A 25,245-nucleotide genomic window follows, 5' to 3' on the forward strand; every position below is an offset into this window, starting at 1 on the left:
TGTCATCCGCTAAAAGGCCGAGGACGGTAACCCTAGTCGTGCCGCTCAGGTGTCCGGTCCCGTCGGAAACGCCGATAGCGCCCGTTGGAACTGCTCTCTGTGTGGGCCCGTCCCCGTGTTGGCTCGTTCGGCGAGAAACGCCTCGTGTGCGCCTAATTCGGACTGGTCAAGGTCGCCTCCTGTGATGCACTCGACGTAGGCGTCCAACGCGTCGCTGAACACGCGAGCGTAGTAATCGTATGCAGCGTCAACGAGGTGGATGTTATCGTCGAGACTGGCGACGAGTCCACGGTACACTGCTGCCGCGTCCCGATATCGGCCGCGCTCCCGGTAGCGCTCACCAAGTTCGGTAAACCGACTAAAATCGACGCTCTTCTGTAGGAGATTGTTGATACAACAATCCGACTCGGAGTGAGAACAGTAATCGCCAGTGTGAACCCGTGACGAACTGGTTCTCGAATCACTCCAGTTCACACCGAATCGCAAGACAGCTCTACATCAACAATGTGCTACACATGTACCCGTTATCGCTTTAGCTCAAGATGGTCGTTTAATTCCGAAGTTGGAGCTCAAGCGATGCTGCTGAAGTAGGAGACGTAACTCACAGCAGGACGTGATCCGCGAGATCACACTGATCCTTCGCGGCAGAGTGGCGGGATTCCTCCATGATTCTGGAGAAACCAGAGCGTTGCCACTCACCGCTGGCGTTCCCGGCCCGGCTGAACGCTGTCAGCCGGGCCGGATTGTCGCCAATTCACCGTCGTTGATCAGATTCGGATCGACGGTCCCGTGAGCCACGCGCTCGGTCAGCGCGTGGCGATTCACGTTCGGATCAATCACCCCTTCAAGAATCACCAGTCCGACGCAATCCCACGGATAGCCCAGTTGCTCGGCCATCGTTTCCAGCAGCTTTCCACTGAACCACTGGAGTCGCTTCGAGAACCGCATCGGTTGCACCCGAGTCGTCTCCTCAACAGAGTCCAGTGAGGCGGGTCCGAGCCGTGCTCGCACCCGCCGTAACAGATACCCACTCAACAGGAGCATAAGCACCGCCGCCAGTAGAAAACAGTTGACGGCGGCTTCTCGGCGGACCGGAATCACCTCCAAGCCGAAGATCTACTTGAGTTCTTGAATGATGGTCTCGACGCTCCACTGGTTGCTGTACAGCGCCGCGAGTTCTCGCGGCGCGAAAACTTTTCTGGGAAGATTCGTCGCGTAGAGGTGGTACTCGTGGTCGGCATCAACGTCGTCGCGATAGGCGGGTGCATCCTCGTCATCCTCGTGTCGTACACCGATCACTCGGAGGTCGTAGGGAAGGTGTGGCTCGTCCTGATCCGCACCGACTGTTGCGGTGACGTCGATGATCTGTCGGTAGAGGTCGGGCAGCACCTCTTGGAGGTGCGTGCCCTCTAGGTCGATCGAGTTCCCGCGCAAGGTGCGGGGTTCGTCAATGACGTGTGGATGCGCATCGGCGTTGAGCCGGCAGACGAACCAGCCACCGTTATTGTCGATACGTCCTAACCGACCGTAGTCGAGATAGCCGAGATCGAACATTGTGAGGGAGTCTTCGACCCACTTACCGATCTCGAACTGGGTGGTTTCCTGGGTTCGAGCACTCGTAATCGAGTCGAGGAACGGGGCGACCGAGGCGAGTGATTCGACCACGTGGAGCTTCGCTCCAGCGTGGTCGTCATCAAAGCCGGGGAAGTCGTTGACCGATTCCGGTGAGAGCGTGCAAATGATCGCATCCGGGATGAAGATATCCCGGAAGCGACTGTACCGTCCACCGAGGGATGACTGGGTTCGTCCGAGTTCAACACTGACGTAGTCGACAAGATCAGCGAGAAGCTCGGTCAGTTCGGGAGTGATCCACTGTTGGATCGATGAGTAGGCGACATCGTCACTGGTGAACGCTTTGTAGAGGTCACGAACAGCGCTGACGGAGCCGTTGGCTTGGGTTGTCCCACTCAGAAAGGTCCAGAGGAACGGAACAGGCTCGATATCGCGGTGACGTTCAATGAGGTCGGTGGCGCGACCGTGGTCGCGCACCGACCGAGGAGGGACCAGATTGTTCAGTTCCTGACAGATGAGGTGAAGCCATCGGTCCATATCTCCGTGTGTACGCGGGTGGGAATTGCCGTTGCTGTTCGAGTTGAATCGTTAAGCGAAAACGGGTGGTATGGCCCAGTCTTTGTGGGATTCCGTCGGACAACGGCAGGCAGGGATACTCATGATGGGTCTCTCGCTGTTGGTGTACCGTGTCGCCGGGTTGGATGGACGTGCTACTCCATCAATCATCGCGGGACTCCTTGTCTTCGCCGCGTTTGGAGGATTCCTGTTCGTGAGACCGCTGTCATAATGATAAACATTTAGATGATGCACTGGTCGGTTGCCCTGATCTCGTCTGAGTGACTCGGAGACTCTCAGTGAGCGTTTTTCATTCACCGGTGACCATATCCAAATTATATCACTTGAAGCACATAATTATAAATGGTGTTGAATATACGTATTAGGGGCAGTGAGGCGAGATAACACATGAGACAAGACATCGAATTCGAGGCGGAAGGGGATACACTTCGAGGATGGCTGTACACTCCCGACGAGAGGGACGGATCCGTACCCACGGTCGTCATGGCGCACGGGTTTTCGGCAGTCAAGGAGATGTACCTCGACAAGTACGCAGAGGTGTTCAGCGAGGCTGGACTTGGTGCGCTGGTGTTCGACAACCGGAACTTTGGTGATAGCGAAGGTGAGCCACGCTACGAGATCGACCCGTGGCAGCAGGTTCGTGACTACCGACACGCGATCACGTATGCGACGACACGTGAGGAAATCGACGGTGATCGTATCGGCGTCTGGGGATCGAGCTATAGTGGTGGGCATGCACTCACGGTTGGCGCTCTCGAAAACCGGGTGAGTGCTGTCGTTTCCCAAGTCCCGGTGACTGACGGGTATCACAACGTGCGGCGACTCGTTCGTGCGGACATCATGGGCCAATTACGAGGTCAATTCGATCAGGACCGACTCGCTCGGTTCAACGGGGAAGATCCTGCGATGATTCCCGTCGTCTCCGAGGACCTTCTGGGCGATGCGGCACTGCCGACACAGGATTCCTACGAGTGGTTCACGGAGACCAAGGAGAAACGGGCTCCGAACTGGGAGAACGAGGTTACGCTCAAAACCATCGAAATGTTGGCCGAGTATGCGCCCATCGACTACATAGATCAGATCAGCCCGACGCCGATGATGATGATCATCGCGGAAGGCGACCATCTCGCAGTCGCTGATAAAGCGTTCGAGGCGTTCGAAGAAGCGCTTGAGCCGAAGAAACTCGTCACGATTGACGGTGGTCACTTCGGCGCCTACGTCGAAAAGTTCGAGGAGTCTAGCGGTCCTGCTCGTGACTGGTTCGTTGAGCACTTGGAGGCGTAAGCATGGCAGACCAACTGGCCGGGCAAGCTGCCATCGTCACCGGTGCGAGTTCAGGATTCGGTCGCCAAATCGCCCTCTCCTTTGCGGAGGAGGGTGCCAGCGTTGTCTGTGCGGACATCCGTGAAACCCCGCGAGAGGGTGGCTACGAGGAGCATCCCGATCTTTCGACACCCGAAGTAATCGAGGACAACGGAGGTGACGCGACCTTCGTCGAGTGCGACGTCACCAATGCTGATTCCGTGGCTGCAGCGGTCGAGGAGTGCGTTGAGGCGTACTCACGGTTGGACATCATGATGAACAATGCTGGGATTTACCCTCCGAACGGGCGGCTACACGAACGTCCCGACGAGGATTTAGAGAAGGCCCACGCTGTGAACGTCAAGGGAGTCTGGAACGGATCGAAACAGGCCGTTCTGCAGTTCTTGGAACAGGGTGACGGTGGAAACATCATTAATCTCGTCTCAACAGCCGGACTTCACGGCTGGCAGAATCAGCTTGCGTACAACGCTTCGAAGGGCGCTGCGAAGCAGATAACCGAGACGCTGGCGACCGACTACGGTCCTGACGGTATCAGAGCGAACGCGATCTGTCCGGGGTTTGCACCGACCGCACTCACCTCGGAACTCTACGAGATTGAGGAGTTCAAACAACACGTCATCGAGACGACTCCGTACGGGGATCGGTGGGTCAGTCCGAACGACGTCGCCAACCTAGCCGTCTTCCTGGCCTCCGACAACTCCGGATTCATTACTGGGCAGTGCCACGTCGTCGACGGCGGACACTCACTCGTTTACGCCCACACAAAGGACCTGTAATCGATCCTACGAGGAAATATCACTCCGAATACAACAATGGCAGACCAACTATCGGGCCAAACGGCCATCGTCACCGGTGCGAGTTCAGGCAACGGGCGAGCGATCGCGAAAACCTTCGCCGATGAGGGTGCCGCGGTCGTTTGCGCGGATATTCGGTAGTTCCCATCGTATCAATAATATCATATATTGTAGATGTGAACGAAGAAGAGTTTAATCGATAAAATCGAGAGACCTAGGGTCATTATGCCTATATTCATTTGTTACCGTAAATTGTACCGTAACACAGCTCATGTGAAGATGCATGCCACCAGACGGATACACAACTGTCACGATCAGTGATGGGTTGGCTGAGAAACTCGTTCGGATCATGAACCGCCACAATCGGCCCAGCTACGCAGAAGCCATCAAGTATGCCGTCGATTCGACTCTCGTCCGTGAGGAAGATATCACGGTCAAAGAACTCGTTCAGTTCCTCGCTGAACGAGTCGACGAATTGGAATAACTACTTACAGTAACATTTACCATAACACTCGGAATGAATCATTGGCTAGTGGTTTTGGACTCCGACCGCAGCCGGTAATGATGATTTCCCAACTAGATGGGAACTACCGACAGTGTGAGCCTCGCGGGCAAGCCCGCCCGAGTCGGGGTTGCCCGTTCGCTTCCCCAACGCTTGTTTGGCTACACGTAGTGCTGTCTCAACGAGTTCGAGTAGAGCGACGCCCATAATCGCCTTCTCGACCTCGTTTCCTCAAACTCCTTACGGAGCAATCCTGCTGCTGTCGTCCATTTTCAATAGAGCAGAAATCATGTGTCTTGAATCAATCGCTACAGTGGCAGAATGCCGAGCAGAGACAACTGCCAGGCGAACAGGAGTGCGAGCGCCGTCACCACCGAGTAGTGCACTCGGCCCCAGCGAGTCCAGAGGCCGTCGCGCCACGCGAACCCGGTCTCGATGACGGCACTGATTGTCCCGGCGAGGGTGACGTACCGGAGCACCTTGCCGGCCCGAAGTGCCAGCGACAGCGAGGCGGTCTCCGCGTTGAAGTTGATCCAAGCCAGCAGGAAGATCGCTAGCACTGCCAGCCAGAGCAGACTCACCATGCCGAGGAGTCAGCGGGCCGCCCGCTAACGGTCGCTCGGGACCTCACCGCCTCGCCATCGTCGCCACACCGGGTTACCGAGCCGTGCGAAGAACTATCAGACGAATATTACTATCGGTATATAATAATATAAATGATATAAAACTCTTCGACAAAGGTAGAAGGGTTATCTATTCACGACTGACTAACCGAACCCGACTGCAATTAAGATGGACTATGCCGGCGAGTGACCGGGTGTTCCGAACCGGTTGGGGCCGGCCGTCGGCTGACAAAGTCGAACCGCAGTGGCGGAGCAGTTTCGGGTAGAGAGCTGGCGACTGCGACCACGTCCTATCAACACCTATATACTGATGATTATATGGGCCAAAGCCATGACCTGAAACATGGGAACCAGCCGCGTATTGTCGACGACGAACAACTCTCTTGAGGTTATCGAGACGATTATAAAACTCGACGGCGCATCGCTCTCAGAAATCAGTGACGAGTTGGAGATGGCCCGGAGCGCGGTTCACACTCACCTGAATACCCTCCTCAAGCACGGCTACGTTGTGCGAGAGGGGAACGTCTACCGAATTGGTCTGAAGCTGGTGCATCTAGGTGAATACGCGAAGAACCAGCACGAGGTACACTCGATGGCCGAAAAATGGGTCTCACGATTGGCGGAACGAACCGAACTAGAGACCGACTTCACGGTCGAAGAAAACGGTCGGATTATCTCTCTGTACGACAGCACGAAGTACTCCACGGATGGGGTGACGTTCCTCGATAACGGTCGATATTACTACTGTCACAACACCGCGGCCGGTAAAGCGATACTCAGCCACTACTCCGAAGAGAAGGTCGGGGAGATCCTCGACCAGTGGGGAATGCCGTCGGATACGTCGCGGTCGATAACGACGAGAGGGGAGTTCTTCGACGAACTCCAGCGGGTCCGAGAGCGTGGGTACGCCACCAGTCTGGAGGAGTGCATCGAGTCACTCAACGCCGCCGCCCGTGCGGTCCAGAATCCACGGGGCCAGATCTGTGGTGCGTTCGTCGTCACCGGGCCGTCGTACGTGCTCGACGAAACTCGTATCAAGGAAGTGAGCAACCAACTCGTCGAAACGGCACAGGAGTACGAGCGGAATCTCGAGCGATACTACGAAGTAAGTGAGTAGCTCTCACGGACGGAGCAAGCGTTCCAGGTTCGTTCCGAGTAGCCTGGTCCGGCACGTCGTGACTCCCCGTTCGGGTATTCTCTCCTGTGACTCCTCGGTCTACCGTCGTCTGGATCGAAGAGAATAAACGAATATATTTTTGTATCCATAGTTATATAATTTTAGTGATACTATAGTAAGTGGGACTAGAAAATAACAATATAACAGTATACATGTTTCGACGATAGATAGCATGCGTCACGCCACCCGCGTCGATGGATTACTACGGGGCGATCGAGAGCGGTCTTGGAGACGCCCTACACCTGGAGACATTCGTCTTTAGTTAAGAAATCGCGTGACAGCGGCAGGATTTCTTCACTGTACAAGAAATAGCTGAGATTTCTTCTGATAAATATTCAACTTGAACCGAAATAAGACAATAAGCTTACGGTGCACCCGGTGCACGCATTTCTAAGAGTGTCTAAAACTATGAGCCGAACCAAAATGGGCGTCTCCATCCGGACTGAACTCGTCGATGAACTCGATACAGTTGTTGGTGAGTGCTCAGATCTCGCAGCAAGCCGCTCCGAGACCGTTGAAGCCATCCTCGTAGCATATTTCCAGAACGAGGAAGAGAGAATCAAACAGACACGAGAGGTGATTATCCGCAACAGAAAACGCTCTAACTCGTAGAGAAGTCCGTGCACTATAGTAACAGTCAAAAATAGCTGCTCACACTTGGGACGGAAATCTGGTCAAGTGCCTTGTCGATCGCTGCGTTGAGTTCGTTAAGAGAATCGAAGAATCGGTTGCCGAGAGCGTTTTTTAGCTGTCTCCAGCACTCTTCGACTGGATTCAGTTCAGGTGAATACGCTGGCAATCTCACGAGGGCGAGGTCGTCACGGGCCGCTAGGTCCGTGACGGCCGACGCCCGGAAGTATGGCGCACCGTCGAGGACGACAATTAGATCTTCTTGGAATTCTTCACACAGTGCGAGGATGAAGTGCTTCGCGTGTTTGGCGGTGACGTACTCTTCGAATCGTGAAAAGAAGCGATTACCGTCCTCGGTGATCGCGCCGAGCAAGCACGTCCAGTCACGTTGTCCAGAAAGCTCAACCGACGGCCGCGTGCCGCGCGGAAACCACGCGGCTCAACTTGCACGGATTTCTTGATTTGGTCGATACAGACTACCGTGGCGTCCATCTCTCGTCGCTTTTTTTGAGTTCTTCGTGAAACTCGTCGCGGTCTTCAGGCTCAGCTTCGGCGGCTGTTCGACGAGGCTTTTGATAACTCAATCCCGCTTCTTTCATCAACCGCCGACAACTGGGGATTGAGTACTCAACGCCGAACGTTTCTTCGAGAAATTCGTCGAGAAGCGCCGGCGTCCACGCCGGCGCGTCGATTCCTGCTTCAGTGGGTGGTTGCTGAAGCGTCTGTTCCAATTACTTCTGTTGTTCTTCGGTAAGCTTACACGGTCTTCCTGACCGATGATCGTCCTGAACAGCCTGCACAAGCGGCTCTTGTTCGAGCCGCTTGAGCCAGCTGTAAATCGTCCGTCTCTGCACACCGTACCACTCAGACAGCTCGGTTTGTGTGACACCGTTTTTGTACGCAATCGCTGCTGTCAGTCGCTGTGCCGGCTTGTTTCCCTCAACATTGTTGAGCGCGTGTTGAAGTTCCTCGACAGAAATCTCGTCGAGATGGTCCATAGTTAACCACTAATACTTGGGTAGAAAGTTCTAACGCCTAATATAGGTGCACGCACTTCTTAGAGCGTTATTCGAAGTCACAATCCAACTGGATCAATATTGTCTCCATGTATCATGAATAGAAGTCGCCTTTTCGCTATTCAGTCCCTACGCTGTAATGCGGTTTTGCTCTTAACTAAAGACGAATGTGGCTGTTGGTTAACACCGTCTGAGAAATCGAGTATCGTCTCATCGAACTCTGACGTTACGCATCATCAGTCGGGACGAACTCAGACAACTCGGTGTCTCGAGTTCCGCTTAGCCTTTGTCTGATGTCCGTCCGGTCCCATCCGAGGGGCGAGAGAACACTCTCGACAGCTCGAACGAGCTGCGTTTCATAGTACGACGCGTCGTATGTCTCAATACATTCGTGCCGGAGAGCGACTCGATCCCGAGACGACTTCCCGTCATCGACAACCACGTACTCGATATCCTGTCCCGGATGGACCGTGAGACCTCGGTCACGGGCTCGCTCGAGCGCCGCGACGTCCTGCGTGTACTGTGTGTATCCCTCGATCGGTTTCGAGACACGGTTCCGTTCGACGAGCCGATCCACCGTCACCGCTCCAGCGCGAAGCTTCGAAACAGCCCGCCTCAGACACCCAATAACGGCCTCTGGCGACCGGGTCTCGTCGAACCGCTTCAGGCACTCCCGCTGGACGTCCGCGACAAACGCCGGTGTCGACCGTTGTCGCCACTCTATACCCCGTACCTTGAACTCGTCTTCTTCAGCGACTTTGCCGAAGTACTTCGTCAATGCACCAGCGTCACTCTCTCGCTGCGGCACGAACGCCACCCACTCGTATCGTGCTTCGTACTCGAGCCGAATCTCGACCGTCTCCGTGATTTCTTTCGCGAGGTCCTTGAGATTAACTCGCCTATCATCCTCGACATCGGGATCGGGCGTCACCCAGATCGAATCGACAATGCCGTGAACGACACGCCACCCACCAGCCTCCAACCGTTGTTTCGCGGTCAACAGAATATCCCGAGCGAACGCATTGATCGCCTCGTGACACTCGATCCGACCGAACTTCGCGTTACTGAACCCTTGATACCCGAAACAGGCGACGAGAATCCATTTCAACGCGCTCGACCGCCCGTTGAGTGCTTCGAGACGTTCTTGATCGGGCGTCTCCCGCCGCTGTTCGCGACGGATTTCGGCTTTGATCTCGTCGCGAGCATCGATGATCGGTTGGAGCACGTCGACGAGGTACCCACGTTCGTCACAGATGGCGTACCCCAAGCCAGGCACGTCTTCACGACAGCGGTGACACTCACACCGTATCACGTCCGGTGACACGTTTCGCGTGCAGATGATGTTCGGATACAGACTCGAAAAGTCGAGTTCGTGGACGTCTTCGTGGAGACCAACCTCGGGCGCGAAAATGAAGCCACCTCGATCGGCGCCGTGGAGCGTCCGCATCGGTTTGTAGAACTCGTGCCGCCAGGAATTCCACGGCACCAACACATCTCTGTCGTGAGCTTCGCAGATCTGGATGGCCGTTAGTACGTTCCCAATTGACGCCCAGGCGAGCTCTTGGACCGGCTTTTTCGACCGCGACACGAGATCGAGGACGCCATCGAGGTTCGTCTCCCCGTAGAAGAACGTGTTCGACTCGTCGATGATCGCCCGACCGGGCACGTTGTACCGCGCCGGTGAGTGACCGACGCGATCATAACTCGAGTACGTTGACTGACTCGCGAGCTGCTGGTGGTCCACGTCTGGCCACCGACTCAACGAGAAGTCGTCGACGCCGACGGCCGTCGCCATCTCGGACAGCGTCGGGACGATCTCGCTCGTTGAGCAGACCAGGACGTCCGGATCGTGTGCGTCGAGCGCTGCCTGCACGGCGGTCAAGAGCTCCGAGGGCGAGCCAATGACGGTGTCGCCGGCGACGGACAGTTCCTCGTAGAGGTCGTTGCTCGTTTCGGTCACCGGGACGCTAAGCCGGAGCGTCGCCAGATCGATCGCCGGCGTCGGATCGACGCCAGTCTCCAGACAGTACCGGAACTCCCGCGAAAAGTCGACGTTGAAGCAGGCGAGATCCCCGACTGGATAGTCCGACAGCTGGCGCGCCTGCTGGGCGAGTGGGGTGACGCGGTCGATGTGGCGGATGTCGACGGCCAGGACTGGTTCCTCGTCTCGTCGAAAACCGGGCCGTCGCGCAACCGTCTCGCTTGCGACGACATCTGGGTGTTGGTCGTACGCCGACTGGAGTGTCGTGAGGTCGAGGTCGGCGTCGGGGTCGCGAGGGGCCACATAGAAGCGTGAGGTGTAGTCAACTACCCCGGCCTACTCGCGCTGACGCGCTCGTTGAGGCCGGGGCTTGCACGCCGGCTCGTCGGGTGGACTCACCCGCTCGCAGTCGGCTTGTAGGGCAGGGCCAGACGCCAGAGGCAATTTAATTGTCGGTGTCCTCCACTCTACCCCCGGTGGACACCGAGCGACGGAGAGGCACATGGCGTCACGTTCGCTTCGACGGACCCGACTTCGGGGCCGGTTGACCGCGACCCGCCCATGCCGAGAAACGCACCGTGGCCTCGTTGGCACGCCAGCCCTCGTGGACTGTCTGTGGCCCGCCATGGACGGTCAGACGGTTCTCGCGCCCGGTTGTAAACCTTCGTACGCGCTCCTCTCCTCCCTACTCGCTCACTCCGTTCGCTCCTTGAGGAAGGGGACCCCGCGCTACCGCGAACTTGACATCCTCCCACGGCTGAACCGTGGGATTCCTCCGGTGGGGCAGTGGGCTATGCCGTCCCCACGGAGGCAAGTTTCCCCTCGCCGGTACTCCGGTTTGTGCGCTCCTCGTTGGGACTGGCCCTCTCGGGAGAGCGTGGTGACTCCGACCAACAGTGGTCGTCCCACGTGAGGAGCACGGGCCGTGCCATCGACCCTGTCTCGAACTCAGTGCCAGTCTCCCGTTCAAGAAACGTCCGTGAGGCGTCGAGGTCAGCGTGGCTCTCGTGTCCACACGAACACCGAAACACGTCGCCATAATGCTCTGTCTCCACCTGCTCGCCACACTCGACACAGGTTGCCGTCGTGAACGCCTCTGACCGCTCTTCGACAAACATTGCGTACTCCTCGGCAGTGTCTTTGAGGCGGTCGACAAACGACCGGTGTGCTCAAAACTGGTCTGTGAGATGTACGCTTCCGCGATATCGAGTCCCCTTTCAGCCGCGTCAGCTTCCAGGTTCGCGATCGACTCTTCCAGCTCCCCGAACGTCGTCGCTATCGTGTGCTCGCGCGTCTCGGTGATCCGCGACGCTTTCGCGGGTGTCGCGTGTACCGCCGACGGGGAGAACGACGCCGATCCGTCGACGATTGTCGCGAGCGACACGAGCAGCGGGACCGTTCCGAGCGCCGCGCCGACGAACGGATCACCGACGAGCGCGTTCCCGACGAGCGATCCCACCCCGAAGAACAGGATCGCCTTAGACACCCGCGCTTGATCCCACTTCTCGACGGTGTACGGTTCCCCGCCGTCCGTTTCGATGCCGTCAGCAGCAGCGGGCGGATGCTCGATCGTCTTCCGAAGCGACGACGTCGAGATCTCGATAGCGGGCCACTGGATCGACAGCATATCTTCGACATACAGCTTCTCGTCTTCCGCGTCTCCCCGATACTCGACGCGCGTCTGAAGATCGCTCGTCGGGATCGTCGGGGGCTTCGCTCCGAGCAGGACGATCAGGAAGTGTCGAAGCGACGAAGACGGAAGGATCGCCGTCGTTCCGTCGTCGCGATCCACCATATGATACGTCTTCCCCCGCTCGAACTCGATATCAGGGACGGACTTCTCGATCGCATTCTCGATCTTCTCGGTTAGCAGCTGCTCGACACGAACCGTCCGAGATGGATCGAAGTATTCGATCGCCGCGAAGAACGCGAGCACTAGGGGTATGAACCCGAGCACGATCGGGAGCGTCACGATTATCTTGCCGATCTTCCCGAGCGCGAAGTACAGGATCAGCCCGCCGACGATCACGTACCACATGGCACCCTTCCCCGGCCCTCGTCCGGTGCGATCGAGCGTCTTCACCGCCGCGCCGATCCCGCTCGCGCTCGCATCCCTCCCCCACCTGATTGAAGTCCTGCCAGCGGATTTCTGTCTGTACGTCAGTACCGTCGTTTGGCCCGTCAGGGCCGTCGTCTTCCTGTTCGCTAGGCATAGCGATCTCCTCTCTACCCAGACGCGGGTAGGGGGGTATCCGGGGCCTCCCGGATACGACGGCGCTTCCCCCGCGGTTCGAAGAATCCACGGAACGCCTCGGGGGGACAGCTCCGGCCGTATTGACGTGAGTAATCTTTTTCCGGTACGGGGTGGCCGGGAACCCAGCAGAAATAGCAGAACTTCTGAAACTCAGAAAATTGGGTAAGAACTCCGCGGGAGACAACGGCGGGATCAGTCTCCCGAAAGACACGCTCCGGCTTGAGGGACTGATCGGGGGGGAAGGTGAACTCGTCCAGCAGCCGTATCTCCGCGTGGAGTACGAGGGAAATGGTGGGTGGCACGTCTCGCGGATCGACGAGAAATAGATTCCCGATTTGGCAGACTGAGATGCTTGACGAAGGCTCCGGAAACCGATCTTCCGATCTGACCCGTGGGGTCCGACTCAAATGTATGCAGCATCCTCGATGTATGCACCCCTTCGCTTCCAGTCGAGCGGTCTGGTGCATAGAATCGGGGCTGGTATCAGATGTAATCGACGGGACCGCGCCCTGGGCGTGGGCCAGGTATATGAAGAATCGATGTTCAGCCAGCTCAGAACGACGCGCTCGCACCCCTGGTGCATACCTTCATCCATATGACCAAGCGAACGAGTCTGAAACTCACTGACGACCGGCAGCTACTGTCGGTAGTTCCCATCACGTCAGCTGATAGCTACGACTGTCGTGGTTAGATTCTCAGGAAGCGTCTGGATGGGTGTTGATGAAGTGTTTATACCATCCAGACACTGTTCTTACGGCCTCTGACCTTGAAATCTTAGCGGAAGGCCTCCTCGCAGAGCTACCGATACCCGGAGTCGAAGGCTGCGGCTTCGACTCCGGGATTATCCGACGGACGCTCCTCCAAGCAGCTGTTGACCAGACCTCGATCAAGGCGGTCACCGACAGCACTCGTGGAACCTACTCCGACGACTACACGCTTGCTCAGCTTCACACCATCCCACCTGAAGAACTCGAAGCCACCGTCAACCTCCTCCTCAGACAACAGGCGACGATGATCCTCGGCCCCGGCCCGAGGATCATCTGTCTTGACTTCGTCGACGTCCACTACCACGGCTGTCCACACCACTCTCCCGGTGAACTCTGTCACACGACGCCCCGCGATGGCACCTCACAGTGCCATCGCTACCTCGCTGGATTCGTCCTCTGTCGGGCGAAACCACTCGTCGTCGCCGTCACTGCTGTTCGTGGAGACGAACCAATAAGCGACGCGGTCGAGCGACTGCTCGACCACGTCGCGGCACTTCCCTTCGATGTCGCCAGTCTCCTCTGTGACCGCGGGTTCTACAACGGGGCGTGCATCCAGCGGTTGCGTGAGACTGCTCCGGTCGTTCTCCCGGTCATCCGACGCGGCCAACGGATGGCCGAGAAACTAGAGACGTCGATCTCCTACTGGACGGAGTACACAATGTACGAGGGAAGCGAGCGGGAACTGCGCTTCCCGCTCGCTGTCTGTGTCTCCTACCGACAGGGCAAGCGGGGGAAGCACGGACTGCTTGTTCGTGCCTACATGGCGTGCGATCTGGCTGATCGCACGCCGAAGGAGGTTGAGGCTCTCTACCGGAAACGATCAGCCATCGAGACAGCCTTTCGAACCATGCGCGAAGCGCGTGCACGCACAACCACGACCGACCCGGTCGTTCGGTTGGTGTTCGTGCTGGTGAGTTTCCTGTTGCGGAATCTGTGGCTGATCGTTCGCTGGGGCGTGCTCGCCACGCCGCGGCGCGGCGGGCGAGCACTACCCGTGTGGTTCCGCTTCGAGGTATTCCGAGCGTGGATCAACCACACGCTCGACGAACTGCTACACCGGAAGTGGGAAGCACCGACCAACGGTGTGGGGATTCCCGCGACGTATGGTCAGCTGGACGCGGGCTGACCGAGCCCGCGTCCAGCGAGTGCCCCTGAAGAGCAGTTGCTAGGCATCGCCATCACATATTCGGCGCTCTCACTGACGTGAGACCGCCTTTCGCTGGCTATTGTCTCCGTACCGAGATCGAACTTGTCGCTTCCGCCGTGGAAAATCAAGTCAGCGTGTAGAACCGATGGGAACTACCGAATTTATAAATACTACAAAGGTAAGTCTGTTTGTCTGCGACTGGACGTTGGTGAGTTTAGTCTGTACGACATCGAAAGCTTCGTCTTTGGCCTTCTCTCACGACGCTAAAGTTCCGCGATTATCTGCCTGGAGCGCCGAGTTACTCGTTACGCTCCGCCAGCATCTGTCTTATTTCTTCCAGTTTGAAGTACGAGGCGAGACTGAGTATCGTGACGGGCCAGAGACCGACGAACTGGCCACGCTGTTTGTCACCGCGCACGTAGTAGAAGTATAGCGCAAGGGCGACCGAGCCAACCGATGCCAGCACGGCAGGGCTGAGACCGTCAGCACCGATTCCTTCCGCAGTTTCTATTGGCGTCTCTTCAGTTGTGTCACTCACACATTTAGTTATGTTCGTACAGCATTCGTGTTCGGTTAACACTGCCAGTAATATTTCTCGAGTAGTGGCAGCCATACCTGTTCGCTGAACTCGCCGAATTCGGCTGTTTGAACGTGGCCAATCAGATCCGGTACCCGGACTATTTAGCACTCCTGACCTTAACCGAACACGGATGGACCTCCTCGAGAGCGTGCTCGAGGAGGTCGCGGTCCCCCACACCATCGCTCCACGGTTCGAGCTGTTCCGTGAGGTGCTGATCGCCGATGCAACCGTCTTCAGATTGCATCGGCTCCTCAGCGAGTTTCCAGCGACTCACTCGGACCAGTCCGGTGCGAAGCTTCACCTCGTGCATAACACGACGACACAGACGATCGAACGGTTCAGACTCACCGACGAATGCATCCACGAGAGCAGCCAGCTTCGCACCGGGAGCTGGCTGCGAGGCCGGTTGTTGCTGTTCGATCTCGGGTTCTACAGTTTTCGTCGCTTCGCGTTAATCAACGAGAACAGCGGCTTCTTCGTGACACGGTTGAAGTCGAACGCGAACCCGTTGATCGTGGGGAAGCGGCGGAAATGGCGCGGGCGCGCCATTTCCTTGCCAGGACGTCACCTCCAGGACGTTCTGGGCGATCTCACACGGGAGATCATCGATGTGACCGTGGAGATCTCGTTCAAACGTCGGGCATACGCGGGGAAGCAGTCAACCGATACGATGGAGTTTCGCGTCGTCGGTGTCCGCAACGAGGACACCGACGACTACCATCTGTACGTGACGAACCTCCCAGACGAGTTCACACCGAGGCAAGTGGCGGCGTTGTATGGACTGCGGTGGGAGGTAGAGTTGCTGTTTAGGGAACTGAAATCGCTGTACGGCTTGGAGAAGTTCCAGACGAGTGATCCAGCGATCGTCCACCTGTTGGTGGTGGCGGCTCTGCTGACGCTGACGGTCAGCAGAGCCTTACTGGGCGTGTTTCAAGAGCTGTTTCCAGAGACCGTGTTCCCCCGTGAGCGCTGGGCGAAGACCTTCCGGTCTCTCGCCCAGCTCATCCTCGAAGACCTCGCCCAGTCGTTCGGCCATCCACCGCCGAATCTGTCGGAGTTGATGTTTCATGGCGCTCGTCAGCCAGAGAAATCACGCCTCTTACTCAGCGAACGAGTGTCTGAAGCCTTCATGAGGCGATCCAGTGCTTAACCGAACACCGATGGTTCGTACAGATAATACAACCAGTGGCCGATTGCGGCGATTGGCGATGGAATCCTCTCTCACGCTTCGTCAAGCACCTTCTCAACTCGACTGACAAGCTCGATTTCGGAAAAGGGTTTTGCCACAAAATCGTCAGCACCGGCGTTGAGGGCTTGAACGATATCTTCCTCCCGGTTACGGGATGTCAACATGACGACTGGCAGATCGACGAGTGCGTCATGATCCCGGATGCGTTCGAGGACCGATATTCCGTCGAGTTCGGGCATCATCACGTCCAACACCACGAGGTCCGGTGGGTCGTTGGCTCGTGATTCGAGATGCTCCCAACACTCATCGCCATCCGTAAACGCCAGTACGTCCCACCCTTTGTCACTCAAGTTGAATTCGACGACTTCGCGGGTCGTCTCATCATCCTCAGCAATGACAATTTCAGAGGTCATGTGGAATTCCTTATTCACACTTTATTACGGGCACGTTTGATTCCACGGTTCACCCGCTTTGCTCACCAGTTCGTATTTCGATGCGTGCTCCGTCGTCCGTGTCGGGGACTGTGAGTTCCCACTCGTGTGCATCTACGACATCGGTAACGCTCATCAGTCCGATTCCCGTCCCCGATAGTTCGTCCGTTTTTCCGAGTTCTTCGATCTCTCTCCGGCTCTCGGCGGAGAACCCTGGCCCGTCATCGGTAACATAGAACCACTTGTCGTCAGCGAGAGGGCCGACCTCCACGGCAACGTCGTCGCCGCCGTGTTCGACGCTGTTGCGAAAGAGATTGCCGAACAGTTGCAGCAGTCGTGTCTCATCGGCCTGTATCTCACCGAGCGGGTCGTCTACGGACAGGGTCGCGTTCGGGGTGTCGATATATGACCACGCCTCCTCAATGATTGATTGGAGTTGGAGTGCGCGTACGTTGACTGCCTGGCGATCACCGCGTGCGATCATCAGCAACTTGTCGATAAGTTCATCCATCCGGTCCAGGGACTGTTCGACGCGTTCGAAATGCTGTGACTCGTTCGTTTTGCGGGCAATTTCGAGGAAGCCGACCGCTCCTGTCAGTGGGTTCCGGAGGTCGTGGGCCACGACATCGGCAAACTCTTCGAGGCGTTCGTTCTGTCGCTGGAGTGCTTCACCACGCTCGGCCAGCTGTTCTTCGCGTTTGACTGCGGTGATGGCCTCTGTCACCAACGCCTCGAGCAGGCGGAGGCTTTCGATGTCAATCTCGTCGAAGGCACGTGGCTCGGTCGCGGCACTTGTGATGATTCCATGATTCCCGCAGGGAAGGTGGACCTCTGACCGTAACGGAGTCTCCGGATTAGAAACTCCTGGTTGTTCGGCCAGGTCCTCGTAGTGACGGAGTTCGCTACTGTCGAAACTCTCCCAAAGGAGTGCGTCACCTCGCTCGAACGTCGGGGCCTCCCCGACGATCCGTACTGCTTCGTCTGTCTCGGCCACCGCGCGTAAGACGTCTTCGCTGGCATCGTACTCCCAAAACGCACTCACCGGGAGATCGAACAGGTCCAGGCCCATCTCGATCGTGATTTCTGCGACGTCCGTCGTCGTTTCAGCCGCCAACAACTGCTGTGAAATCCCGTGTAGACCTTCCAACCGTTCTTCGAACCGCTGCCGTTCGAGTTCGTACCCGGCCCACTGTCCGAGGAGCCTGATCACCTCGCGCTCGCCAGAGGTGAATTCCAAGTCACGGTCGTGGGGGGCCGCAAAGCAGAACGTCCCGTAGAGGGCCTCCCCGACCATGACCTTCGTTCCGATATAACAGCCCAACTCGAACAGTTCGTACGCCGGGTCGTTTTCGCCTAACTCCGCTCGGGCGTCTTGCATACCCACGAGGCTGTCACTTTCGATGGTTTTCCGACAGTACGACTGCTCTATTGGTGCCGATTCGTCCGGCTGGAGGAGTGTGTGATCGCCAACAGCGTGGACAATCTTCTGTACGTCCTCTTCCAATCTCGTTAAGAACCCATACGGCAGGTTCAGGTACTCACATCCGATAGAGAGGATGCGCTCGGCTTTTTGTTCGAACGTGAGACCGGTCTCAGCGCCAACCTGATAGAGTTTTGCCAGCACCTCCTGCTTTTGTTCTGCAGCCCGAGCCCTCCGCTCGCGCTCTGTCACATCCCTGACCACGCCGACGATATCTTCAGTGCCGTCGTCCCGGATATGTTTCGAGATGCGAACATCTACCACCTGCTCGGTTCCGTGGCCAATTTCGAATGTCAGAATCTCATCCTGGATTTCTCCGTCGGCAATATTGTCGATGGCCGTAACGAATCGATCAAACTCGCCCGATTGAACCAGTCCTGACTCGACCAGCGTGTCGAACGTCTTGCCGACCAGTTCGTTCCGCTCATGTCCAGTCAGTGAACAAAGCGAGTCGTTGACGTAAGCGATGGTACCGTCCAGATTGACGACGAAAACGCCGTCCCGAACCGCTTCAATGATGGACCGATCCGGGTTTGTGATCTCTTCGTTATCCCCCGAAGCCTCATTGTGGGGGCCTGTCTCCATATTTACATATCACACTCATTCAACATAGCAGTTTTGTTCGACGGATCGCAACGTCGTGCAGCGGGAGTGCCGAACAGTGCGGGGTCTAGCATCACAGCATTGGCTACGAGTTGCGAGAGATCATCTGTAACAATGTTCAGGATCATGAGGGGTCGCGAAGAACTCCGACTAGGTTACGCGTTATAGACTAGTCGAAATATATCCCGGAATTACGAATCTGAATTTGAGAATCGAGTCTCAATTACCGAGGGCTGGTTAGCTTTAGCATCGAGTCCACCAGACAGCGAAGGCGTTCAACCACGAGTCCGCGGTCACCAACCGTGCGTTCGAGAACGTATTTGAGAACGAGGAGGTTCGTCATTTTACCTCACGAAGGACACGCTCGATGGCGTTCCGAGTTCCATATCGTTCGGATCGAAATCGGAGGCCGAGTCGCTCCAGCGCGTTCTTGAGATGATGAGCGTCATCGACGAGAAGCGTCACGTCTGAAAGCTGCTGTTTCTCGCACAGTTCGCGAAGAACCAGCACGGGAAGTTGCGTTGTTCGCGTCTGAAACAATCGAACATAGGGGAATTGGTTTGAGTCAGGATCGACCGCCGCAAACAGCCAGTGACGCTGTCCGTTGACGCGAATCATCGTCTCGTCAACCGCGATCTGATTCGGTTCGACGTCACTGTCGGGCTGTAGAGTGGCCTTCCGAACCCAGCCGTGAATTGCTGTGCGACTTCGTTCGACACCCAACCTCTCACGATGTTGTTTGGTATTCGAGAGCATCTGTCTTTAGCGGTATGATCCACGCAACCGAGGCGAAACAGTTGTCTCGTGCTGCTTCTTCGTTGTCGTTCACGGGGCTCGATTTCGGAACGAAACCGAACGGGCAGTATCCGAGCGAGGACTTCGAGAAAGTCCTCGCTCGGAGTGCCTTCGACGGTGAATTCGTCCATACAACCGCGAAAGAGCTACAGCTTGCACGGGGAGAAGACATCAATCTCCAGCATCGGAGTCCGCTCGCGAAATCACTCTGTAGACGCTAGAGATCGGGGCGGGCCGCACGCGAGTGAAGACAGACGCACGTCAATTCCCACTCTCTCTCAGTGTTGATATTCAAGCGACATGATATATAGCACGGGTTTGTGTTGGGTATCTCGAACGATGAGCCAGAACCGACCAGAAGACGACGTTTCGACTCTATCGGGCGGTGGGTCACCGACGAAACGGAGACGGTTTCTGACCGGCGTTGGATCTGCCGCATCGGTGCTTCTCGCCGGCTGTAACGAACGAACCTCGACGTCGTTCGAGGCCACGCCCGCCGGCTTCTCCGAGGAAGGGATGCAACTGGCAGGCTACGAGGCGGCAACTCAGCGCGAACAGACCACCGAGCGGAGCCCCTCGGCCGCGGGGCTGTCCGTCGACGTGACGGTTACGAGCTACCTCACGACGTACGGCGTCGAGGACGCGAAGACGGTCGTCGGCGGAGTGCTCGCGACGCCGGAGATCCGTCTCCAAGGGCGGCGATTCAACCCTCTCGCGACCGACTCGCTCGCCTCCATCGTCGAGAGCGACCGGGCGAAACGGCTCCTAGTCGAACTCGACGTCGTCGGTGAGGAGGCAAGGTGGGCGGAGCCACCGACGGCGATCGAGGGGCCGGGAACGGCCACGATGCTCGGCAGTGACGTTGAGATCGAGCGGTTCAGCGGCCGTGCAGTCGGCCCGAAAGACGACGACGCGACGGCGGTCGTAATTAACGTTGCCCGCACCACCAGCGAGGGTGATGCGGTCATCGGGGTCGTCGTCCAGCACGCGCCGCTGTCGGAACTCCGGACGGACGAGCGGCGCCGTCGACTGCCGGACGTCACCATCGACGGCGTCGACACTGAGGACGGCGAGGACCCAACAGCCGACGACGAGGCCACAGAGCCGGAAGAGTCGGAGACCCCGTTCGACGCGGCGTTCCTCGATCGGGTGGGCGAACTCAGCCTGGACCTCTTCGAAACGGTCACTCCGCGGTCCCCCGAAGAGATCGGCACGCTCGCCGGCATCACTGTCGAGGACCTGCGACTCGTCCAGGTCGTCGACGATACCGAGGTACGGAATCTCTCGAACAGTCGGACGTTCTCGCCGCCGCGTCCCGACCTCGTCGAGGAAATGCCGACGACCGCCTTGTTCGACATCGACGTGCGGAACCGGTCGCTGCTCCCGAAGCAAGTCACCTTCGAGGTTCGATTCGTCCACTCCTGGGGGGGTCACATGAGCCACGTCAGCTTCGAGCGCAGCGAGATAGAGGAAATCCTCGACGGGAGCGACATCCGGGGATACTTCGACAACGGCTCGCGGGACGACGACTGGTCGAAGATGCTTCCCGTCGTTCCCCTCGACGACGAACTCGAACGGGTGGAGGTTACCGCGGAAGCCGCCGGGGGGCCCGTGTACGACACCACGACCATCACAGCTGGCGCAGACTGGACGACGACACGGAAACGCGTGCTCAACGTCGGCGTCTGGGACGTCAGAGACCCCGAGAAGGGGAGCAACTACGGGTCGACGAACGGGTTCGCCTCCGAGTCGAGTTCAATGGCCTGGTCGGTCTTCGAGTATCTCAAGCGCACGTTCCCCGGGGCGGTTCGGCTCTGGCAGTACAGCAGGGGGCTTTCACTCGACGGCCACAAGAAGTGGCTGCCGAAGTCGCCCAACAGTGACTTCCGGCGAGCACGACGCGGCCTCGACAACACCGTCGCGGGCAACAACTCGGCAAACTTCCCGGATGACGGTCGGTTCTTCCGCTACGCGACGGGGACCTCGAACAGCACCACGAAGCTCACCCCGAAACAGGCCAGACAACGCGACGTTAGGGCGGTCGAAAAATACGGTTTCGACGTGACGCTGCTCATCGTTCCGTCGAATCACTCCTCGAACAACGGCGGCGTCGAATACTACACCTACCACAACAAGAGCGTCGACGGCCTTTTCCCCGGTTACAGGGGGATGGCAGTTTCCGCGGTCGACCCTGGTGATTCACGTGCGAGACACCTTTCGGCTTGGATTGCAGCTCAAGAGATCAGCCACTACGTGAGTGAACAGCCGTATCGACCGCACGTCGAGATGGCACAGCGAGACACCGATGGGTCCGACAGCACGTACAAGGGTGCACACGTCGACTTCGACCATGCGCGCCACGAACACTCTGACAACGACGACGACGGGACGAAAGACGTACCGGGCGTCACCGCCGTCGGCTACGACCTGACTGATGGCCGGTTCAAACTCGTTCAGGGGTATTCCATCGGGCAGTTCGGCCGATTCTCGCCGAAACGAATCCACAAATCCGGCGTCGACAGCCAGTACGTCCCGCTTTCGATGTCGAGTTACATGAGCTACGACACCAGTAAGAACTGGACCGACGCGATAATCCGCCAGCGCCTCGTCGAGAGCGCCTACGCGTTTCAGGGGAGCGATACGACGAACGCGAGTGTGGGAGCGCGTCCGACGAAGACGACCATCCTCGACGCCGCCGGGCTGCCGACCGACGGCGGCGGTGTCGAGTTCTACGACGTCGGCGCCTACGAGGGGTACCCACAACGCTCGATGGAAACGGGTGACGGCGTTGAGGTCGAACTCGTCACGTCGGCCGGCGAGGCCGTCGTGACAGCGACCGTTCCGAGTTCCAGACGCGAGACACACACCGGTGAAACGACCGAACACGTCGTGTTCCGCCTCCCGTTCCCCGAGCGGGTCGTCGAGTTCAGGACCCGACTCGATGGCGTGGAGACTCGCGTCAATCCCATCACGCGCAGCGTGCGCGACACCGTCGGTCGGGTTCCCGATCGCGGCCTGCGGACGAGTCCAGCGGCCGCGGCCGAGATGTTCGGCGCGGCGCTCGACAGGGTGGGGGCGGCGATGGACGAGGGCTTGTACACAACCGCTGCCGAGCGAATGAAGAGCGAAGTGCGACCGCTCGTCGATCGTCACGTCCGCGACGAGTTTGACGCGACCATCGACGACCCGACCCGCCAGCAATTGACGGACCTCGTCGATCGGATGACCAGTCGGCTCGACAGAGTAGCCGACAGATAGATTATACATAGTGCGAGCGCATACCCGCGTCTTCAGGCCTGTCTCTTACCCACATGTCCGTCGGACTCCAACGTCACGTTGCAGACGCTCTCGACGATGATCTGGATCTGAAGAATCAGGGTCGAGATATGATTCCAGCGCAGCCACTGAGGAGGGGATGGTCGGATCGGAGTTCTTCGGCCATCTGTGATCGCTTCTGTTCGCGAGCGAGACGGGCATATACCGCTCCTTTTGCTCTCAGTCACGACGGTGCATCTCGTCCCGCCGGGTCGACTTGTGGGTAAGAGACAGAGCTCTAGTTGTAGGGCTCTGATGATGGGCTACGGTCTTACACTGATTCGAGCGCGGCGTTATTGCGGCGCTGAACGATTCGCGATCCGGAGACATCGTTGGACAGAGGGGCGCATTCACATATAGACCGCCGTCGCCACCAATGTACACCCGCCCACACCCAGTGTACACCATTCACTTGCGGAGAAATCCCGTGGGGGCACGCCGCGCGAAATACCTTGAGAAGCATCATCAGCAATGTTGAGGCCGTAAGATAGATCACGCATGGGGTGGACAAGCGGACCGATATGGACCAAACAGCCAGGAAAAACCTAACCCGTCGAATATTGGCGCTCTGAGCCTTGAAGAGGGCGAATATGAGCGGACAGTCGTGTTCGACCGGTGGGCTCAGGGACCCCATGGGGCATGGGCGAGTTACTAAACCCCCCGGCATGCTGCCTCGTGTGTTCCGAGAGACGCGCCCGCCAGTGACCGCCGCTGAAGGCGCGATAGCCGAGATAGCGACCGGTGCTCTCCGCGAGTGAGTCACCGGGCTCGTCGCGAAGGAGGACCGAGCGCGTGCCCGAGAAGGTCGTAGCCAACGTCGACGAACTCTCGGAACCCGACTCGCTCGACGACGATCGAGTTCATACTCATCCTAATTTGGATTTACACCCCGTAACTTGCGGGAGTCTAAGCCGATTATGGGCGGTGTGAGAGTGGCCAAGAAGTACTCTCAGCCCCTTTCGATCCGTAATCTGGTTAAATCTAATTATGGAAATACGGTCTGAGAGAGATAATTTCGTCTATTGGTGAAGTGAATTATGTGAATTCGACTGTTGTAAGGGTTCTATCTCCAAAATCCGATTATGGAAACTACTGTTTCGGCCTTCGAACGCATCGGTAAGCGTGTTGAAGAGAGGCTTTCTGAAGTAGGGCAGGGATGGCCCGAATCAACGCCCGTGGAGACTGCGCTCCCTACGGGCACGCCTGACTTTCAGCGTGTGTCTGCAAAGCGCGTCGTGGAAACAGGAAGCCTCGGGTCTTGACCCCCGAGGCGATTCACTACACCGTGAACAGGTAGCCTGTTGGTGAGTGTTTAGTAAGTTTGAATACTGACGCACGGCTGTTTTTGATCGAGGCGTCACCCCTCCTTCCCCCCTTCCCCCTACAGTGGTGGCCCTCACTTTTCCGCCGGCAGAGTACCCCGGAGCGACCGCCCCCCGACCGAGACGTGGTCGGCCCGTGGAGACGAGCAGGTATCCGGTCCCCTCCGAGCCACTCAGTCCCCAGTCCCGGCTTCTCGTTGTCCAGTGAACTCCTCGGGCGTGAGCCGGAAGAATCGGAACTCCAGAGTGAGGGGGTGGCTGTCGTACACGTCCACGAACGGGATGCTCACTCGCTGCATCGCCTCTTCGACTGCGGGGTCGAGCGCCGAGTTCGTGATCTCCTCCAGTCTGCCGGTCGCGACGACGCTCCGCCAGCCGTGCTCCGTCTCGTCGTACGTGACGAACGATATCTCCCGATCCGCGTCGACGAGTTCCGCCTTGCCGGCGTCCTCCGGACCGACGGCGAGCCGGAAATAGAGGTTCCTCGTCTCCTCGTCGTATCCGTACGAGATCGGTCGAGTGTACGGAGGACCGTCGCTGGACGTCGCGAACGAGATGACGCCTGTCCCACCACTGCCCAGGAACTCGTTCCGTTCTTCCGTGCTCATCCGTACCGAGCGGACGTCTTCCATAGGGAGACATGAAGCCGAACAATCAAAAACCGTGTCTCCGCACGTCGCACGCGACCGGAGGAGTGGTCCCTCCGATCACGTGAGGCTGGCCCGGCACATCGAGTTCACGCTCGTCGGAAAACGGTTCGACCGATGTGACTGCTGGGATCGAGGTGCCGTCCGAGTGGAGGACCTCGACGAGATAGCGGAAGACTGCCGGGCGCCAGAGGTTCTTCAGGAATCCGGCCAGCGGTGGATCACCGCCCGTTCGGGCACGTCGTCGTCCCGCCTCGTGCAGCCAGACCGGGACGGGGGCCGCTGTTCGCAACTGTTCGGCGAACCCGATGTGGTCCGGATGGGCATGCGTCAACAGACACGCGTCGATGTCGGCAAGCTCGTAGTTCAACGCAGCCAGCCGGTCGAGTAACTCCTGCCAGTGGGTGGAAATCCCGTGTCGACGACGGTGAGAGTGTCGTTCTCCTCGACCAGATACCAGTTGACGTGCGTGCTGCCGCACCGGTGGATTCCCTCAGCGATCTCCGCTGTCGCGTCAGTGG

Annotated in this window: 14 protein-coding genes and 9 pseudogenes; 10 read left to right on the forward strand and 13 right to left on the reverse strand. The window is 58.0% G+C overall.

Features of this window, described 5'->3' with window-relative positions; all coding sequences use genetic code 11:
• Window positions 1-45 precede the first annotated feature (45 nt).
• Complete coding sequence (locus NKJ07_RS23175) at window positions 46-297, reverse strand: hypothetical protein (RefSeq protein ID WP_318570934.1); 252 nt, start codon at window positions 295-297, stop codon at window positions 46-48.
• A 432-nt stretch (window positions 298-729) separates the two neighbouring features.
• Window positions 730-2,109, reverse strand: a pseudogene (locus NKJ07_RS23180) (IS4 family transposase).
• A 426-nt stretch (window positions 2,110-2,535) separates the two neighbouring features.
• On the opposite strand from NKJ07_RS23180, the gene NKJ07_RS23185 reads away from it, so the two are divergent.
• The 3 genes and pseudogenes from NKJ07_RS23185 to NKJ07_RS23195 all read left to right on the forward strand — a co-directional run.
• Window positions 2,536-3,432 carry an alpha/beta hydrolase gene (locus tag NKJ07_RS23185; RefSeq protein ID WP_318570935.1) on the forward strand — a complete coding sequence of 299 codons (897 nt, stop codon included), beginning with the start codon at window positions 2,536-2,538 and terminating at the stop codon, window positions 3,430-3,432.
• Between the two features lie 2 nt (window positions 3,433-3,434).
• Window positions 3,435-4,247, forward strand: a complete 813-nt coding sequence (locus NKJ07_RS23190) for an SDR family NAD(P)-dependent oxidoreductase (RefSeq protein ID WP_318570936.1) — start codon at window positions 3,435-3,437, stop codon at window positions 4,245-4,247.
• A 36-nt stretch (window positions 4,248-4,283) separates the two neighbouring features.
• Window positions 4,284-4,403: pseudogene (locus NKJ07_RS23195) on the forward strand (SDR family NAD(P)-dependent oxidoreductase); the annotation flags it as partial.
• Window positions 4,404-4,833: 430 nt separating this feature from the next.
• On the opposite strand, the pseudogene NKJ07_RS24515 reads toward NKJ07_RS23195, so the two are convergent.
• Window positions 4,834-4,974: pseudogene (locus NKJ07_RS24515) on the reverse strand (IS5/IS1182 family transposase); the annotation flags it as partial.
• 101 nt (window positions 4,975-5,075) lie between these two features.
• Entirely contained in the window at window positions 5,076-5,351 is a 276-nt protein-coding gene (locus NKJ07_RS23200) for a hypothetical protein (protein WP_318570937.1), read from the reverse strand.
• A gap of 382 nt (window positions 5,352-5,733) precedes the next feature.
• On the opposite strand from NKJ07_RS23200, the gene NKJ07_RS23205 reads away from it, so the two are divergent.
• Together NKJ07_RS23205 and NKJ07_RS23210 are read left to right on the forward strand one after the other, a co-directional pair.
• Window positions 5,734-6,507, forward strand: coding sequence for an IclR family transcriptional regulator (locus NKJ07_RS23205; RefSeq protein WP_318570938.1), 774 nt, complete (start codon window positions 5,734-5,736; stop codon window positions 6,505-6,507).
• A 483-nt stretch (window positions 6,508-6,990) separates the two neighbouring features.
• A complete protein-coding gene (locus NKJ07_RS23210) occupies window positions 6,991-7,179 on the forward strand; it encodes a hypothetical protein (RefSeq protein ID WP_318570939.1) in 189 nt (62 codons plus the stop codon).
• A gap of 25 nt (window positions 7,180-7,204) precedes the next feature.
• Here the strand turns inward: NKJ07_RS23210 and NKJ07_RS23215 are convergent.
• From NKJ07_RS23215 to NKJ07_RS23225, 3 pseudogenes are all read right to left on the reverse strand, one after another.
• Window positions 7,205-8,195 (reverse strand): annotated as a pseudogene (locus tag NKJ07_RS23215) (IS630 family transposase).
• 244 nt (window positions 8,196-8,439) lie between these two features.
• Window positions 8,440-10,518, reverse strand: a pseudogene (locus NKJ07_RS23220) (type B DNA-directed DNA polymerase); the annotation flags it as partial.
• A 467-nt stretch (window positions 10,519-10,985) separates the two neighbouring features.
• A pseudogene (locus NKJ07_RS23225) lies at window positions 10,986-11,363 on the reverse strand (zinc ribbon domain-containing protein); the annotation flags it as partial.
• A 1,243-nt stretch (window positions 11,364-12,606) separates the two neighbouring features.
• Here NKJ07_RS23225 and NKJ07_RS23230 point away from each other — a divergent pair.
• Both NKJ07_RS23230 and NKJ07_RS23235 read left to right on the forward strand, forming a co-directional pair.
• Complete coding sequence (locus NKJ07_RS23230; protein ID WP_318570940.1) at window positions 12,607-12,774, forward strand: DUF8053 family protein; 168 nt, start codon at window positions 12,607-12,609, stop codon at window positions 12,772-12,774.
• A gap of 394 nt (window positions 12,775-13,168) precedes the next feature.
• Window positions 13,169-14,341: an ISH3 family transposase gene (locus NKJ07_RS23235; RefSeq protein WP_318570684.1), complete on the forward strand. Its 1,173-nt coding sequence runs from the start codon at window positions 13,169-13,171 to the stop codon at window positions 14,339-14,341.
• A 319-nt stretch (window positions 14,342-14,660) separates the two neighbouring features.
• On the opposite strand, the gene NKJ07_RS23240 is transcribed toward NKJ07_RS23235, so the two are convergent.
• Window positions 14,661-14,900 carry a hypothetical protein gene (locus NKJ07_RS23240; protein WP_318571168.1) on the reverse strand — a complete coding sequence of 80 codons (240 nt, stop codon included), beginning with the start codon at window positions 14,898-14,900 and terminating at the stop codon, window positions 14,661-14,663.
• 172 nt (window positions 14,901-15,072) lie between these two features.
• Between NKJ07_RS23240 and NKJ07_RS23245 the strand changes: the two are divergent.
• Window positions 15,073-16,092 (forward strand): annotated as a pseudogene (locus tag NKJ07_RS23245) (IS4 family transposase); the annotation flags it as partial.
• Between the two features lie 71 nt (window positions 16,093-16,163).
• Here NKJ07_RS23245 and NKJ07_RS23250 read toward each other — a convergent pair.
• The 3 genes and pseudogenes from NKJ07_RS23250 to NKJ07_RS23260 form a co-directional block, all read right to left on the reverse strand.
• On the reverse strand, window positions 16,164-16,544 hold the full coding sequence (locus NKJ07_RS23250; RefSeq protein ID WP_318570941.1) for a response regulator transcription factor: 381 nt from the start codon (window positions 16,542-16,544) through the stop codon (window positions 16,164-16,166).
• Between the two features lie 49 nt (window positions 16,545-16,593).
• Window positions 16,594-18,627, reverse strand: coding sequence for a PAS domain S-box protein (locus NKJ07_RS23255; RefSeq protein WP_318570942.1), 2,034 nt, complete (start codon window positions 18,625-18,627; stop codon window positions 16,594-16,596).
• Window positions 18,628-18,888: 261 nt separating this feature from the next.
• Window positions 18,889-19,571, reverse strand: a pseudogene (locus NKJ07_RS23260) (IS6 family transposase).
• A 310-nt stretch (window positions 19,572-19,881) separates the two neighbouring features.
• On the opposite strand from NKJ07_RS23260, the gene NKJ07_RS23265 reads away from it, so the two are divergent.
• Window positions 19,882-22,698 carry a DUF6517 family protein gene (locus tag NKJ07_RS23265; protein WP_318570943.1) on the forward strand — a complete coding sequence of 939 codons (2,817 nt, stop codon included), beginning with the start codon at window positions 19,882-19,884 and terminating at the stop codon, window positions 22,696-22,698.
• A 1,155-nt stretch (window positions 22,699-23,853) separates the two neighbouring features.
• A pseudogene (locus NKJ07_RS23270) lies at window positions 23,854-24,017 on the forward strand (RNA-guided endonuclease TnpB family protein); the annotation flags it as partial.
• Window positions 24,018-24,250: 233 nt separating this feature from the next.
• Here NKJ07_RS23270 and NKJ07_RS23275 read toward each other — a convergent pair.
• Entirely contained in the window at window positions 24,251-24,709 is a 459-nt protein-coding gene (locus NKJ07_RS23275) for a pyridoxamine 5'-phosphate oxidase family protein (protein ID WP_318570944.1), read from the reverse strand.
• Between the two features lie 22 nt (window positions 24,710-24,731).
• Window positions 24,732-25,205, reverse strand: coding sequence for an MBL fold metallo-hydrolase (locus NKJ07_RS24520; protein ID WP_425504790.1), 474 nt, complete (start codon window positions 25,203-25,205; stop codon window positions 24,732-24,734).
• Between the last annotated feature and the right edge of the window lie 40 nt (window positions 25,206-25,245).

The sequence above is a fragment of the Salinigranum marinum genome, from assembly GCF_024228675.1.
GTDB classification, from domain to species: Archaea; Halobacteriota; Halobacteria; order Halobacteriales; family Haloferacaceae; genus Salinigranum; species Salinigranum marinum.

What these genes read in the sequence shown, in the direction of transcription:
- NKJ07_RS23200 (WP_318570937.1), bottom strand. Translation starts at nt 5,351, where the DNA reads ATGGTGAGTCTGCTCTGGCTGGCAGTGCTAGCGATCTTCCTGCTGGCT.
- NKJ07_RS23255 (WP_318570942.1), bottom strand. Translation starts at nt 18,627, where the DNA reads ATGGAGACAGGCCCCCACAATGAGGCTTCGGGGGATAACGAAGAGATC.
- NKJ07_RS23205 (WP_318570938.1), top strand. Translation starts at nt 5,734, where the DNA reads ATGGGAACCAGCCGCGTATTGTCGACGACGAACAACTCTCTTGAGGTT.
- NKJ07_RS23275 (WP_318570944.1), bottom strand. Translation starts at nt 24,709, where the DNA reads ATGGAAGACGTCCGCTCGGTACGGATGAGCACGGAAGAACGGAACGAG.
- NKJ07_RS23250 (WP_318570941.1), bottom strand. Translation starts at nt 16,544, where the DNA reads ATGACCTCTGAAATTGTCATTGCTGAGGATGATGAGACGACCCGCGAA.
- NKJ07_RS23190 (WP_318570936.1), top strand. Translation starts at nt 3,435, where the DNA reads ATGGCAGACCAACTGGCCGGGCAAGCTGCCATCGTCACCGGTGCGAGT.
- NKJ07_RS23210 (WP_318570939.1), top strand. Translation starts at nt 6,991, where the DNA reads ATGGGCGTCTCCATCCGGACTGAACTCGTCGATGAACTCGATACAGTT.
- NKJ07_RS23185 (WP_318570935.1), top strand. Translation starts at nt 2,536, where the DNA reads ATGAGACAAGACATCGAATTCGAGGCGGAAGGGGATACACTTCGAGGA.
- NKJ07_RS23235 (WP_318570684.1), top strand. Translation starts at nt 13,169, where the DNA reads ATGAAGTGTTTATACCATCCAGACACTGTTCTTACGGCCTCTGACCTT.